14 protein-coding genes, 4 tRNA genes, 1 pseudogene and 1 riboswitch are annotated in these 14,092 nt (G+C 41.3%); of the genes and pseudogenes, 14 read left to right on the top strand and 5 right to left on the bottom strand.

Annotated features, from left to right (window positions below; genetic code table 11):
• Positions 1–33 precede the first annotated feature (33 nt).
• Complete coding sequence (gene hemA, locus G0029_RS04255) at positions 34–1,317, bottom strand: glutamyl-tRNA reductase (RefSeq protein WP_180107741.1); 1,284 nt, start codon at positions 1,315–1,317, stop codon at positions 34–36.
• A gap of 78 nt (positions 1,318–1,395) precedes the next feature.
• Here hemA and G0029_RS04250 point away from each other — a divergent pair, with 78 nt between their 5' ends.
• From G0029_RS04250 to panD, 11 genes are all read left to right on the top strand, one after another.
• Positions 1,396–3,108, top strand: a complete 1,713-nt coding sequence (locus tag G0029_RS04250) for a hypothetical protein (RefSeq protein ID WP_180107740.1) — start codon at positions 1,396–1,398, stop codon at positions 3,106–3,108.
• Positions 3,109–3,117: 9 nt separating this feature from the next.
• Entirely contained in the window at positions 3,118–3,696 is a 579-nt protein-coding gene (lolB, locus tag G0029_RS04245; protein ID WP_180083771.1) for a lipoprotein insertase outer membrane protein LolB, read from the top strand.
• 28 nt (positions 3,697–3,724) lie between these two features.
• Complete coding sequence (gene ispE / locus G0029_RS04240; protein WP_180107757.1) at positions 3,725–4,564, top strand: 4-(cytidine 5'-diphospho)-2-C-methyl-D-erythritol kinase; 840 nt, start codon at positions 3,725–3,727, stop codon at positions 4,562–4,564.
• A gap of 3 nt (positions 4,565–4,567) precedes the next feature.
• Positions 4,568–4,642: transfer RNA gene (locus G0029_RS04235), tRNA-Gln, on the top strand.
• Positions 4,643–4,680: 38 nt separating this feature from the next.
• Positions 4,681–4,755, top strand: a tRNA-Gln gene (locus G0029_RS04230).
• Positions 4,756–4,783: 28 nt separating this feature from the next.
• A tRNA-Gln gene (locus G0029_RS04225) sits at positions 4,784–4,858 on the top strand.
• A gap of 91 nt (positions 4,859–4,949) precedes the next feature.
• Positions 4,950–5,024: transfer RNA gene (locus tag G0029_RS04220), tRNA-Gln, on the top strand.
• A gap of 37 nt (positions 5,025–5,061) precedes the next feature.
• Positions 5,062–6,015: a ribose-phosphate pyrophosphokinase gene (locus tag G0029_RS04215; RefSeq protein WP_078191360.1), complete on the top strand. Its 954-nt coding sequence runs from the start codon at positions 5,062–5,064 to the stop codon at positions 6,013–6,015.
• 98 nt (positions 6,016–6,113) lie between these two features.
• A complete protein-coding gene (gene rplY / locus G0029_RS04210; RefSeq protein WP_078192179.1) occupies positions 6,114–6,410 on the top strand; it encodes a 50S ribosomal protein L25 in 297 nt (98 codons plus the stop codon).
• 20 nt (positions 6,411–6,430) lie between these two features.
• Positions 6,431–7,006, top strand: a complete 576-nt coding sequence (pth, locus tag G0029_RS04205) for an aminoacyl-tRNA hydrolase (protein ID WP_168378106.1) — start codon at positions 6,431–6,433, stop codon at positions 7,004–7,006.
• Positions 7,007–7,156: 150 nt separating this feature from the next.
• Positions 7,157–7,537, top strand: coding sequence for an aspartate 1-decarboxylase (panD, locus tag G0029_RS04200; RefSeq protein WP_078192181.1), 381 nt, complete (start codon positions 7,157–7,159; stop codon positions 7,535–7,537).
• A 122-nt stretch (positions 7,538–7,659) separates the two neighbouring features.
• Here the strand turns inward: panD and G0029_RS04195 are convergent, their stop codons facing one another.
• The gene (locus G0029_RS04195; protein WP_227591862.1) at positions 7,660–8,283 is read right to left on the bottom strand and encodes a GDYXXLXY domain-containing protein; all 624 of its coding nucleotides are present in this window, start codon (positions 8,281–8,283) and stop codon (positions 7,660–7,662) included.
• Positions 8,280–10,121 (bottom strand): DUF2157 domain-containing protein, encoded by a 1,842-nt coding sequence (locus G0029_RS04190; protein WP_180107739.1) that lies wholly within the window; start codon positions 10,119–10,121, stop codon positions 8,280–8,282. The genes G0029_RS04195 and G0029_RS04190 overlap by 4 nt, the downstream gene beginning before the upstream one ends.
• 170 nt (positions 10,122–10,291) lie before the next feature.
• Positions 10,292–10,445, top strand: a riboswitch (FMN riboswitch).
• Between the two features lie 103 nt (positions 10,446–10,548).
• Here G0029_RS04190 and ribB point away from each other — a divergent pair.
• The gene (ribB, locus tag G0029_RS04185) at positions 10,549–11,208 is read left to right on the top strand and encodes a 3,4-dihydroxy-2-butanone-4-phosphate synthase (protein WP_180101767.1); all 660 of its coding nucleotides are present in this window, start codon (positions 10,549–10,551) and stop codon (positions 11,206–11,208) included.
• An 86-nt stretch (positions 11,209–11,294) separates the two neighbouring features.
• Here the strand turns inward: ribB and G0029_RS04180 are convergent.
• Positions 11,295–11,905: pseudogene (locus G0029_RS04180) on the bottom strand (LysE family translocator).
• Between the two features lie 62 nt (positions 11,906–11,967).
• Complete coding sequence (locus tag G0029_RS04175; protein ID WP_180034455.1) at positions 11,968–12,456, bottom strand: DUF1289 domain-containing protein; 489 nt, start codon at positions 12,454–12,456, stop codon at positions 11,968–11,970.
• Positions 12,457–12,644: 188 nt separating this feature from the next.
• Here G0029_RS04175 and G0029_RS04170 point away from each other — a divergent pair, with 188 nt between their 5' ends.
• Positions 12,645–13,577, top strand: a complete 933-nt coding sequence (locus tag G0029_RS04170) for a rhodanese-related sulfurtransferase (protein ID WP_180093757.1) — start codon at positions 12,645–12,647, stop codon at positions 13,575–13,577.
• Positions 13,578–13,771: 194 nt separating this feature from the next.
• A complete protein-coding gene (locus G0029_RS04165) occupies positions 13,772–14,068 on the top strand; it encodes a hypothetical protein (protein WP_078192186.1) in 297 nt (98 codons plus the stop codon).
• Positions 14,069–14,092 lie beyond the last annotated feature (24 nt).

Here is a 14,092-nt window from a genome sequence, read left to right as displayed (position 1 = left end):
TGTGAATGACCGTTATTCAATGAATAGCTTTATTTATTTCTTTGGTTTACGGCGATTTTCAGCAACATTAACTAAATCTTGTTCTATCATTTCAAAATAAGCGGGATCTTCTGCCATTGCTGCATTTCGCAGCACGATAGAGGTTGGATGCAAAAGCTTTTGGGTTAAACGATGCGACATTTCTTGCATAATCTTCGCAGCATCTTCGCCCTTTTGTAGACGATTCAGGGCTAAAGCCAGTTCTTCTTGACGCAATGACTCACCATGTTCACGGTATGCATGAATCGTCGAGCCAGCCAAATTCACTTTTTGCTGTGTAATTAAATCTGTCGCAAGCTGATTGACCATCACTTCGGCTTCAACTGCCGCCTGACGACGCTGAGCCAAGTTTTCTTCTATGACTGTTTGCAGATCATCTACACCATATAAATAAACACCATCTAAACTTTCAACTTTGGCTTCAATATCTCGTGGTACAGCCAAATCAACCAACAGCATTTGTTTATAACGACGTTTTTTCAGTGCTGCTTTGACATCCGCAAAATAAATCACTTGATGCAAGCTTCCAGTACAACTTGAAATTACATCTGCGCGATGTAAATTGTCTGCCAAATCTGCAAAATCAATTATTTCAACTTCTACACGATGAGCAATCTCTTGGGATAAAGCTTCAGCACGGGCACGTGTACGGTTACAGATAATAATTCTACCCACACCCATTTCGGTCAAATGCTTCGCAACCAAGCTATTCATTTCACCAGCAGCAACAATCATGACCGTTAATTTTTCAGGCTGACTAAAAACCTGTAAAGCTAGCTGAGCAACGGCATAGCCCATCGACACCGCATGATTTCCTACCGCTGTTTCAGAACGCACTCGTTTTGCCGCATAAAAAGCATATTCAAAAATACGGTTTAAATTTGGGGAGACAGTTTCGGCATCTTTGGCTAAGGACAAAGCCGTTTTAACTTGACCTAAGATTTGAGGCTCACCAAGCATGAGCGAATCCAAGCCGCTAGCCACACGCATGAGGTGTGTCACCGCCTGTGCATTTTCATAACGATACACATGATTTGACAATTGCTTTACATCAATACCATTTGATTGGGCAAGCCAATTCAATACCATGTCTCCATTTTCAGACATCGCATAGACTTCAGTACGATTACATGTAGATACCACCACCATGTCATTGAGTTCAGGTGCATGGCTTTGCTGTTCAAGCAGCGCTGTTAACTTTTCAGGGTTAAATGCAATCTGTTCGCGCAGTTCTACAGAGGCGGTTTGATGGTTGACACCCAATGCAAAGAAAGACATATCAGATCATCATTTCGCTAAATTTATGCTATTGTGCATTATCGGCGTCATAAAAAGCATTACTTGGATCAAGAAAAATTGCGTCTAACAAATAGCCGACTGAACGGCCAGACAATAAAGCAGTATTCTACCACATTCTTACTTGTTGGTAGCATGGCTTCTACTGCCCCAATTCGGGCCGTGGGAGAAGTTTACCATGCAAATTCAGGATATGATGCAATTAAACAAAGTATGATTGCAGAATTTGCCTTAGCTTATAACGACATCCCAACCGCGCTTCATAATTACACCGTGCTTGCAATCAAAAGCAAATCCACCATGGTCAAACAGCGTGCTTTAAACGTTGCTATTGAGCAAAATGATTTACAAGCAGCCTTAGATATTGCTACACATTGGGTTGTGCAAGAACCTGAAGATGTACCAGCATTATTTTATTTATCACATATTGCTTTGAAAGCCCATGAATATGAGCTTGCCGCCGAAACACTTGATAAAATTTTAACCATTGACCCAAATGCAGATTTAGAACAAATTTTGGCGGGTATTTCCCCTGAATCAGAGGAAGATCGCGCCTATCTGATTCAAGCACTGACCGCTAGCAAGGAAAAAACCAACCCTTCTATTTTGGTCTTAGTCGCAGGTTTACAAGCTCAAAATGGTGCCTTTGCTGATGCCTTAGACACCATTAATTTAGCACTGAAAAAACGCCCGAAAGTGACTGGCTATATCCTAATGAAAGCCAATTTACTCATGTCGTTGGGTGATGAAGACGAAACCTTAAAATGGTTCGAAAAATCCAGCCGTAAACACCGCAACAATATGGAAGTTCGCTTAGCAGAAGCAAAATATTTAATTAAAATCAATCAGTCAGAATTAGGTCTAGAAAAACTCGAAGATATACTAAAGAAATGGCCATCTGCTGAAGAACCGCTATTTATGGCAGGTTTGACCAGTATTGACTTAGAGCTTTATGAAAAAGCCGAAAAGTATTTGGTGGAGTTACGTTATTCGAGCAAATACCAAAATGAAGCGTATTACTATCTCGCAGTAAATGCTGAACGCAAACAGCATTATGAAACGGCAAAAGCCTATTATCGCCTTGTTGATGGCAGTCTTTATACAGTTTCACGGCGCAATATGATCAGCATTTTTAGCCAGCAAAATAAGCTGCATGATGCACTGCGCTTTTTAACCCAAGAGCGGGTTAATTATCCTCAACATGCCAGTTTCTTATATCTTGCTCAGGCAGATATTTTAAAACGCATGAACAATAAAAAAGCAGCAGTCCGTTTGCTTGATGAAGCGGTAAAAAACTTGCCCGAAGATCCTGAGCTCATTTATGCCGAAGTTCTACTGCTCGACGCCCATCAAGATAAAGATAGACTCGACCAATTACTAAAACAATTACTTGAAATTGAACCCAATAGCCCGACCTATTTAAATGCATATGCCTATACCTTGGCGGTACAAAATAGACGCTTAGATGAAGCCCGAAAATACGTCGAACATGCCTTAGAATATGCTCCTGAGCAAGCCTCAATTTTAGATACATTCGGTTATATTTGTTATTTGCAAAATGATTTTAGTACATCTGCATCTGTTTTGGCCAAAGCATATGAACTGAGTAATAGTTTAAAAATTGGCATTCGCTACGCACGATCAGTCTTCATGCAAGGTGATATGAATAAATTTGACGCGTTGTTACAACAACTCCAACAAAAACATCCGAATGATCCGCAATTAGAGCAACTACATTCGTTATTGTTACCCCAACCCATGAAAAAGAGTTAAAAAGACTTTATGCAAGTATCTTCAAAATTTGGGGTATCTGCCCTGACCTGCTGCGCTTTATTTTTTACCGGTTGTCAGCAATATATTAAAACACCCGATCAACCCAGCCCTGAAGAAGTCGCTGCAAATCAATTCAACTTACAAGGTAAGATTGGTGTGCGCACGCCACAACAGTCAGGAAGTGCTTTTTTTACTTGGGTTCAAGACCGCAATGAATATGATATCGAACTGAGTGGCATATTAGGTGTTGGAAAAACTCAAATCAGCGGTAAACCCGGTCAAGTTCAACTCAATAGTGCAAAAACCGGTTTGATTGAAGCAGCAACACCAGAAGAATTACTCGAGCGTGCTACCGGTTGGCAAGCTCCCATTACCCACCTCGTCGACTGGGTACAGGCACGCCCTGCAACCACACAAGCAAAAATTCAACGCGATACTGCGCAGCGCCCACAACAGATTATTGAAGATGGTTGGACGGTTGACCTGAGTTATAATGAAACTGCAACGGTACCGAACAAGTTAATTTTAAAACAAGCACTTGAATCCGGTCAGGAAAACCGTATTACAATGGTGATTCAAAATCGTTAATTTGCCTAAAAGCTGAGCTATGACTTCTGTGATTCGTGTACCTTCTCCTGCAAAACTCAATTTGTTTTTGCACATTACTGGCCGACGTCCGAATGGATATCACGAATTACAAACGATTTTTCAGCTCATCGATTTATCGGATTGGATGGAATTTCATCCACGTGCAAATTCTGCTGATGAAGATTTTATTCAAATTGAGGGCTTAAACAGCGTCAATCTAGAGCAAAATTTAATTTATCGTGCTGCTCAAATACTCAAACCGTTTGCTAAAGCACTAACTGCACAAAAAATCCACATTGAAAAAAATATTCCGATGGGTGCAGGGCTCGGCGGTGGTTCATCCAATGCAGCCACCACCCTAATCGTGCTTAATCAACTATGGAAATGCGGTCTAAATACCGAACAACTTGCAGAGCTCGGCTTACAACTTGGAGCAGATGTTCCCGTGTTTGTACATGGTCTAAATGCATGGGCAGAAGGCATCGGTGAACACTTAACATTCATAGATTTAGCTCAAAAACAGTACATTGTGTTAAAACCTGACTGTTTTATCAGCACTCAACTGCTTTTTTCACAAAAAACGTTGACAAGAGACTCAAAGCCCACTAAATTTTGCGGCTATCAGGAAACGCCATCTGATTTTGGAAATAACTTTGAGCCTGTGGCACGAAGCTTATATCCCGAAGTCGATGAAGCAATGCGGTACTTAGATCAGTTCGGTACAGCAAAGCTTACAGGTACAGGTGCTTGTGTATTTACTGAAGTGACTGAAAATATGAATATTGATGACATATTGAAAGATGCACCATGTAAATCTTACTTGGTTCGCAGTTTGCAAGAATCACCATTACGTCATTTTGAAGTTTGATATAGGGGCGTCGCCAAGTGGTAAGGCACCGGGTTTTGATCTCGGCATCCGTTGGTTCGAATCCAGCCGCCCCTGCCATCATTTTTCACCTGTAGATGTAATTGCTGTAAAGTATTAGGGGCGTCGCCAAGTGGTAAGGCACCGGGTTTTGATCTCGGCATCCGTTGGTTCGAATCCAGCCGCCCCTGCCATTTACTTTATTCGCTATTTCATCAATTTAGGGGCGTCGCCAAGTGGTAAGGCACCGGGTTTTGATCTCGGCATCCGTTGGTTCGAATCCAGCCGCCCCTGCCATTTACTTCAAAAAAGACAGAGCATAATTTGCAGTATCTTTGTTGTTTCAACTTGACAAAATACTGTAAAAATATTAAAGTTCTGCCGCATTAGGGGCGTCGCCAAGTGGTAAGGCACCGGGTTTTGATCTCGGCATCCGTTGGTTCGAATCCAGCCGCCCCTGCCATCTAATTCTCCAATTTGCCAACCGCCAAGGGTGCTTCATGCCCAATCTTGTCGTTTTTAGTGGATCTGCACATCCACAATTCGCCCAAAAAGTCGTTAGCCACCTTCACATCCCTCTAGGTGCTGCATCTGTAGGTCAATTTTCTGACGGTGAAATCGCTGTCGAAATTACTGAAAATGTTCGTGGTAAAGACGTATTCATCGTACAACCAACTTGTGCTCCAACTAACGATAACCTTATGGAAATCTTAGTTATGGCTGATGCTTTGCGTCGAGCAAGTGCTGGTCGTATCACTGCTGTCATTCCTTATTTTGGTTATGCTCGTCAAGACCGTCGTCCACGTTCAAGCCGCGTGCCAATTACAGCAAAAGTTGTTGCAGATATGCTCACAACTGTTGGTATTGACCGCGTTGTCATGATCGACCTTCATGCTGACCAAATCCAAGGTTTCTTCGATATTCCTGTAGACAACATCTACGGTACTCCTGCACTTTTAGCAGATCTTCGTCAACAGTCACACGACAACTTAATGGTTGTTTCTCCTGACGTTGGTGGTGTAGTACGTGCGCGTGCTGTAGCTAAGCAAATGGGTGATATCGATCTTGCGATCATCGACAAACGCCGTCAAAAAGCGAATGAATCTCAAGTAATGCACTTGATCGGTGACGTTAAAGGCCGTGACTGTGTCATCGTTGATGATATGGTGGATACAGCAGGTACATTGTGTAAAGCTGCTGACGCACTAAAAACTTTTGGTGCTCGCAAAGTTGTTGCTTACGCAACTCACCCTGTACTTTCTGGTAAAGCTTTAGAAAACTTGAAAAACTCTGTGATTGACGAATTGGTTGTAACAGACACTATTCCGCTTTCAGAAGAAGCTCAAGCTCTTGGTAAGATTCGCCAAGTTTCAGTTGCAAGTATGGTTGCTGAAACAATTCGTCGTATTAACAACGAAGAATCTATTAGCGCAATGTTCGATTCTTATCTATAATATAGCGCTAAATTTAAAAGCCCTGCCTTTTGGTGGGGCTTTCTATCACTAGACTGGTCGAAGGTCTAGTCAATTAAACTTAAATAGGAATGTCTATCATGGCAAACTTCGTATTAAATGCAGTAGCACGTGAAGAAGCAGTACAAGGGAAAGGTTCGAGCCGCCGCCTTCGTCTTCAAAATAAAGTACCAGCAATCATCTACGGTGGTGCAGCTGAACCTGTAGCAGTTACTTTGGAACTTCGCGAACTTGTTAAAGCTTTAGAAAACAACGCATTCTTTGAAGAAGTTGTTGAAATCAACATTGACGGTAAAGCTGAAAGCGTTAAAATCCAAGCTTTACAACGTCACCCAGCTAAAAACACTCCTATGCACGCTGACTTCAAACGCGCATAAGTGTTAAATGGTGTAAATGAGTGAGTAAACTTTCACTGATTGTTGGTTTGGGTAACCCAGGTTCTGAGTATGCCCAAACCCGCCATAATGCAGGCTTCTGGTTCGTAGAACGCCTTGCAGAACAATATGGCATCCAACTCAAAGCTGATCCTAAATATAAAGGCATCAGTGGTCGTGGTAATATCGAAGGTCAAGACGTTCGTCTGCTGTTACCTACAACCTTTATGAACCTCTCTGGTCAAAGTGTTGTTCCCTTCGCCAAATTCTATCAAATTGCTCCCGAAGCAATGCTTATCGCACACGATGAACTTGATATGAACCCTGGTGTCATTCGCCTGAAAACTGGCGGTGGTCATGGTGGCCATAATGGTTTACGCGATATCGTCCCGCATATTGGTCCAAATTTCCATCGTTTACGTATTGGTATTGGTCACCCTGGTTCTAAAGAACGTGTCTCAGGCCATGTCTTAGGTAAAGCACCAAGTAGTGAACAAGGTTTAATGGATGATGCTATTGCACATGCCTTATCACGTACTAAATTGTTGGTAAGTGGTGAGATTCAGCAAGCCATGAACCAGATCAACGCTTACAAATAGAACTGACAATTCCACAAATTGTTGAACAATACTTATTGCCATCTGAATGATTTCAGAGCAAAATGCGCTTGCATTTGACTGCTCACCCAGCATTCAAGAGATTGTTCCACCATAAGATACGATCTTAGGTCTACCAAGGAGACGCTAGCCATGCTATCTCGTTTATTAAAAGCTAAAATCCACCGTTGCGTCGTTACACAAGCAGAATTACATTATGAAGGTTCTTGTGCAATTGACGGTATTCTTCTAGATTTAGCCGGTATCCGTGAATATGAAGAAATTCATATGTGGAACGTGACTAATGGTAAGCGTTTTACCACTTATGCCATTCGTGGTGAAGAAGGTTCGGGCATTATCTCTGTAAATGGCGGTGCTGCTCACCAAGCAGATATTGGCGACTTGATGATTATCGCAACTTTTGGCGATTTCACAGAAGCTGAAGCAAATGCACATAAGCCACGTCTAGTCTATGCGAACCCAAACAACACGGTGAACCACACAGCGAACTGTATTCCAGTTCAAGTTGCTTAATTCAAGCATTTAAAGATTCTAAAAAGCCCGCAAAATTTGCGGGCTTTTTTATGGCTGAACTATGCATTATTGACTGCAAAAATTCAGTATTAGACGCATATCACTACATACAACTCAACAGCTCAACTTATCTCCCCTGCTCTCGGGCCCTTCCACCATGCTTGGTTTTGTTTACAATCAAAGGGCTGTAAATGCTCTCCGACTAAACCCACCAACAAAGGCTGACCATTTTCTTGTACCTTTAGCTCTGCATATTGCGAATCGCGATAGCATGCTTCCAAGCCTTCAGCAAATAAAAAGCTGCTCGCAGCGGGATATAAACCCTCAAATCTATTGTCAGGATTTTTGAGCACCAGTTTTGTGGATGAGCTTGGATACTGCGCTAATAACTCTGGGTTGAAACTGGTTCGAATCACTCTACGCTGTGCATCAAGCTGCGCATAACTCACAATACTGTTTTTATCGACAAAATAGTCACGGTGTACATTTTCTTCTTTGTTCGCTTTGGCAGCTTGCCCATTGGCAGATTGCTCTTTTGATGGCTGACCACCAAAATAGAGCTGATAATTCAAGGCCATATAATCCCCTTGAATCAAAGAGCGCGGATCGACAGGTTGCAGCTTTACATAAATACTCTGACTGTTTGCCAGATGCCATTCATGACGTGCAATCATCAGTACAAATAAAAGAATACTGAGTACAGCCAAACCAATAGGAAGTATTTTTTTATTGAGTATGTTCATCATGCTCCTCCCCCTTGTTTAAGCTGTATCGTAGATAACATTTTGGTGATGCCAAGCAGCAAAAGACCAGAGATCAAAATCGTTAAACTTTTTAATAAAAAACTCAGACCTAAATTGTAATACAGCATCCATAAGCTAAAAATGATCAACACGATGCTCAGGGCTTTAACCAAAGATTGCTGATAGACCTGCGCCCATGCCAATAAAACCAATAGCAAGAAAATTTCAAAATAACCCATCGCAATCAGTACAAGGCCCAATAGCAGTAAAAGCCATTTTTCGCTCCCAGCCTGTTTTTTCTGATTTGCGATGTAAAGGCCAAGCCAAACTACAGGCAACAGATAACCGATAAACAGGTCAAGAACACCATGTTGGGTCTGTTCAAACTGTAGAATGTTATTTGACAACGTCTGCAACACCACACCCGCCAATACGATGCATAACATCCATAACACAATGCTTTTTCGATACATCGAGTGCAACCAAGCTGTTGCACTCCCGAGCAAGAAAATCAGTAGAATATAATTCAATCCAATCACAGCTAAGATGACATGTTCATCGCTCATAAAAAGATCGGCATCAAATAGTGTGGCCACTGCAAGGCCGTATCCTGCAATGAGTTGAACAAAAACAATAAACCAATGCATTCGACTAAACAAACAGAGCAAGATAACGCCAATTTGCAACAATAAAATAAACGAAATGCTATTGGTTAAGCTCTCTGTATGTATGAAGACCGCAGATTGGCCACATACCCATAAGCAGTAAGCAAATTGACGGCTAAAGATACTCTTAGCATGTCGAATCAACCACCAAGCCACAGCCACAAAAACTAAGCCCATGACGATCGAAAACGCTTTCCAATAGGTCAGCAATAAGCTCGATAAAATAATGCCTGCGAACCATGCCCCAATAGCTAAAGGAATAACCGCAAATTTAGTCTGTGGCAAAAATTTCATCAGTGCCCAACTGATCACCGCAAACCAAGCAAATATCAGCAAGGCAAAAACCAACAATCCTGCACTCGAGTCAGATAAAATATGTTCTGCCCATTGGAAAATCAAAATACTGAAACTCGCGGCAAGACCCGCGGCTTGTAAACTGGTTTCTAACGCACGCTGTTGTCGATAAAAATAGATAATCAGATAAATTGGAAGCAACAAGGCAAAAATTAAATATTGCCATTGATACTGCTCTGCCCCATTTCCGCAGTATAAAAACATGCAATACATCGACATTAGTGTAATAAATGCAACAAATACAAAGCGCAGTGCAGCATAATATTTCAAACACAAGGTCACACATATTGCGGTCAATACATTCATGCAGAGTAAATACCACCATGAATGATCAACGATTAAATAGCTTTGTTTAAAATATAAAAATAATGCCAATTGACTGATCAAACACAGTAACGCAAAGACTCCAATATTCGGTCGATATAACCAAGGTAAAAGCAGCAAAGCCCACACCAAAAACAACAGATAACTGTCTGCACCTGTTTGATAGACCTGCCCAATCACAGCCAAACTCAATCCAAGCAACAAACCGCTTAAAGTATCTAAACTTTGCTGAATCCAAACACGACTTGCAACATATACACTCGTCACAGCACTCAGTAGCAACAGCAACATTGGAATTGCCAATTGGATGAATTTTGGCAACATCAACCAGTTTGCCGCGATCAAATACACGAAACTGGCTGCTATCAGTGCAACACCGATTACTTGCAGATACCGAATAACCTGCACATCTTGGAACAGATCTGTTGAAAACTCTTGATCTAACTGTGAATGATGCAGCTTTATATTCTGCTGCTGAGAATGCTGAGGAGCGGTCATTTTTTATCATTATGCAATCATGGTTGATTTATCGGCACGATAGCATGCTTTGACACACTTTATATAAATGCTTACAAATCCAATCTTATAAATTTACTTATCTAAAATTTTGCAAATGATTTTAAGCAATAATCCCCCATCATCACTCAAACAGGTCTATACTCAAGACACATCGCTTCAGGGCGGGGTGAAATTCCCCACCGGTGGTAAATTTGCTGGGTTGAAAGCCCTACAAAAAGCCCACGAGCCAATCGTTTAAACGCGATTCGCAGATCAGGTGCAATACCTGAGCCGACGGTATAGTCCGGATGAAAGAAGACGACGTCACATCTCTATATCATTGATCATTTTCAATATATATCGTAACGCCACTATTTCACATGTCCTGAAATGTTCAACCGTATCTAAAATTTACGCGAGCGTTTCAATGTCTAGTTTAATTCAACCCGAAATTTTCTTTTCTGCCCTTCCACCTGCAGAACAGCGCATGCTGCAAGCCTTAGAAGACATTCGTCATGGCAAGCCTGTTTTAGTCATGGACGATTTTGACCGTGAAAATGAAGCCGACCTGATTGTTGCTGCAGAAACACTGACTGTAGAAACCATGGCACGTATGATTCGTGACGGTTCAGGAATTGTCTGCCTGTGTTTAACCGATGCTCAAGCCAATCATTTAGAACTTCCACCCATGGTGTCTGATAACTCTAGCCATTTTAAAACTGCCTTTACTGTCACCATTGAAGCTGCGGAAGGTGTTACTACTGGCGTTTCAGCAAAAGACCGAACAACTACAGTCAAAGCCGCAATTAAAGATGGTGCTGTGGCTAGTGACTTAAACCGTCCGGGTCATGTTTTTCCTTTACGTGCGCGTGAAGGCGGCGTATTGACCCGTCGTGGACATACTGAAGGGACTATTGATTTGGCACGTCTGGCCGGTTTAAAACCTGCAGGTGTCTTGTGTGAATTAACCAACCCAGACGGCACAATGGCCAATGGCGTACAAGTTTTAGCGTATGCACAAACCCATCATTTGACTGTACTCACCATTGAAGAGATTGTGCAATATCGTTTACAGCACAATCTCTAGTGCGAATTAATTAAAGCTCTACACGTTCATAAAAAGGCTGACTGAATCAGCCTTTTTATTTTTTACTGCACATTTCAAGTTAAGAATTAAACCGTGAATATGCTATAGATCCCGTAGATGGCAACTACCACTAAAATCAGCCCACACAGTGCCAACAATTTTTTATACCAGCGTGATTTCGACAATCGATGAAAAGACAAATACACCAAAGACAAAGTTGCGAAATCTAAAACGATCCAACTCAGGGTCAACACAATTAAACTCAGATTAAGATGAGGAGTAATTCCTACAAACTGCGGAAAAAATGACGCGAAGAAAATAATATCCTTAGGATTTGAAATCCCCACAATTAGTCCTTGCTTAAAACCCCCTTGTGCTGCTTTTAACTGCAGAGATTGTGCAGTGGGCTGTATCGTTACTTCTTTTAAAATATCAAAACCAATATAAGCAATATATAAACAACCCAGTATTTTAATGCCATCGAGCCAATGCGCATTAACATTTAAAATGCCTTTAAAATACACACTGACAGCACAATCAAAATCAGTGACGCAAAATTTGTCCCGACAATGGTTTGAAATGCCTTTTTATATCCGCCTTGTAAACCTGAACTTGCGACCAACAGCATGACAGGTCCAGGTGTTGCAATCATCACGATGACTGCAACACAATATAAAAAGTACTCCGAATAATTCACGCTGAAATTCCTTCACTTATTTTTTTACATCAAGATAAATTTCATAAATAAAAAAAGAGGACTTAGTCCTCTTCATCCATGTTTTGCAATAAATGCAAGCGAATGGCATCTGCTCTTAAAAATGCCAAATCATAGCTGGCTGTGGCGAGTGCTAAAATACGACGCTCAAATTCATCCCACAACGGTCGCACCTGTTTGTAATGTATCCCGAGTCCACTTTCATCTGTGAAATGACGGTTTTTTTCGCAGAGCTTGAGTGCGTGATACAGTTTACGGCCTTTGCTTGCATCTGGACGTAAGCGAACTCGCTTAGACAAGACAAAGCCTTCGACATGGATGATATCTGCTTGCGGCAACATCGGTATTAAAATTTGATCTAATTGTGCATCTAAACGACACCAAATGGCCGTGTGTTGCTCTGCTGTATAGGTATTCCATTTTATGACTTCATGGTTAAAGCGGCGGCAACCACGACAGACTGAATCACCAAATACCGTAGAACAACGCCCTGCACATGGGGTTAACGAGGCAATTCGACGATCAGTACTCAAAACCGGCTCCATTCAATCAATATTTATGGGATAAAAACAACTCGGCATGACTATACACGCTAAAACTACTGAAATGAAGCTATGATCAAATGTGTGGTTAAAAGCCATCGCTTTACTCGCTTATTCATCCAAATCACGGTAGAATGTGCGCCTTAATTTTTATCCTGTTTATTCATTTGGAGTACTCCATGAACGCTACTGTAGAACAGCTTGCACCTGTAGAACAGCAAGCGACCTCTGGTTGGGTTGTTGCCGCACTTTATCAATTCAAAGAAGTTCAAGATCCTGCCGATCTTCAACAACGTCTTTTAGACTTGGTAAAAACCATCAACCTTTGCGGTACTCTAATTGTGGCAGGTGAAGGAATTAACGGTACTGTAGCCGGTGACCGTAAATCTGTAGATATCATCCATCAATTCCTTCTCAATGAAGGCTTTAATGCGATGGAATACAAAGAATCGCATAGTACGGATAAACCATTCCGTAAAATGAAGATCAAACTGAAAAAAGAAATCGTGACTTTAGGTGTGGAAGTGAAACCACGTGATTTAGTCGGTCACTATCTTGATCCTAAAGAATGGAATGAACTAATTGCACGTGATGACGTAATCCTAATTGATACACGTAACGACTATGAATACAAAGCAGGTACATTTAAGGGTGCGATTGACCCGAAAACTGAGACTTTCCGTGAATTCCCTGAATACGTGAAAAAAGAGCTTGAGCAGCATAAAGATAAGAAAATTGCCATGTTCTGTACAGGCGGTATTCGCTGTGAAAAATCAACCTCACTTTTACTTCAAGAAGGCTTTAATGAGGTTTATCACCTTAAAGGCGGTATCTTAAAATATTTAGAAGAAACCCCTGTTGAAGAAAGCATGTGGGAAGGTGAATGTTTCGTATTTGACGGTCGTACTGCTGTCACTCACGGTATGGAAGAAGGCGAAAATATCAAATGTCACGCATGCGGTTGGCCACTGGCTCCTGCTGAAGTTGAACTTCCGAGCTACGAACACGGCGTATCATGCAAATACTGTATCGACAAAACTACTGAACAGCAAAAAGCAGGCTTCCGTATGCGTCAATCACAAATTGTGGCAGCAAAACGTAAGCGTCTCTAAGGAAAATTTGTTGTAACGATATATAAATAAAAGCCCTATTTTTAGGGCTTTTTTTACGCATTCTCAACAGTGACTTAATTTTTTTGACAAAATAACTATATCTGGTTATTTACGAGAATCAGTTCGCGCATTTATGCTTATTCTGATCAATTGATCCGAGAAAATCATTATAGATAATTGAAAAGGAAAGCATTATGCCAAAATTAATCAACTCTCCAATTGCAACCTCAAGGCGCCTTGCTTTACCCGCTCCCCGTGTAAAAGAAAGTGTAGGAGAATTAAAACACCTCCTTAACCAACAGTCGCATATTTTGATAGTCAGTATTGCTACATGCATTGGTGCAATTTTTGCCTTATTTATTGCTTATACATTGCACTTACAACCCACTATGCTCAACATTCTTGGACTTTGTGTGATTCCATTTGCTTTATCTCTGAGCTTACGCCAAGTCTATATTCACACACTATTAAATATGGAACATGATGATTAATTTATGCACCTTGCAACGCTACTT

Source organism: Acinetobacter sp. YH12138, assembly GCF_015218525.1.
In the GTDB taxonomy this organism is placed as follows: domain Bacteria; phylum Pseudomonadota; class Gammaproteobacteria; order Pseudomonadales; family Moraxellaceae; genus Acinetobacter; species Acinetobacter amyesii.
This window is presented reverse-complemented; position numbering and strand designations above follow the sequence as displayed.

Bases quoted from the DNA above. Each gene is read 5' to 3' on its own strand.
- hemA (WP_180107741.1), bottom strand. From the start codon at position 1,317: ATGTCTTTCTTTGCATTGGGTGTCAACCATCAAACCGCCTCTGTAGAA.
- lolB (WP_180083771.1), top strand. From the start codon at position 3,118: ATGCAAGTATCTTCAAAATTTGGGGTATCTGCCCTGACCTGCTGCGCT.
- G0029_RS04215 (WP_078191360.1), top strand. From the start codon at position 5,062: ATGCCCAATCTTGTCGTTTTTAGTGGATCTGCACATCCACAATTCGCC.
- rplY (WP_078192179.1), top strand. From the start codon at position 6,114: ATGGCAAACTTCGTATTAAATGCAGTAGCACGTGAAGAAGCAGTACAA.
- panD (WP_078192181.1), top strand. From the start codon at position 7,157: ATGCTATCTCGTTTATTAAAAGCTAAAATCCACCGTTGCGTCGTTACA.
- G0029_RS04195 (WP_227591862.1), bottom strand. From the start codon at position 8,283: ATGATGAACATACTCAATAAAAAAATACTTCCTATTGGTTTGGCTGTA.
- G0029_RS04190 (WP_180107739.1), bottom strand. From the start codon at position 10,121: ATGACCGCTCCTCAGCATTCTCAGCAGCAGAATATAAAGCTGCATCAT.
- ribB (WP_180101767.1), top strand. From the start codon at position 10,549: ATGTCTAGTTTAATTCAACCCGAAATTTTCTTTTCTGCCCTTCCACCT.
- G0029_RS04170 (WP_180093757.1), top strand. From the start codon at position 12,645: ATGAACGCTACTGTAGAACAGCTTGCACCTGTAGAACAGCAAGCGACC.
- G0029_RS04165 (WP_078192186.1), top strand. From the start codon at position 13,772: ATGCCAAAATTAATCAACTCTCCAATTGCAACCTCAAGGCGCCTTGCT.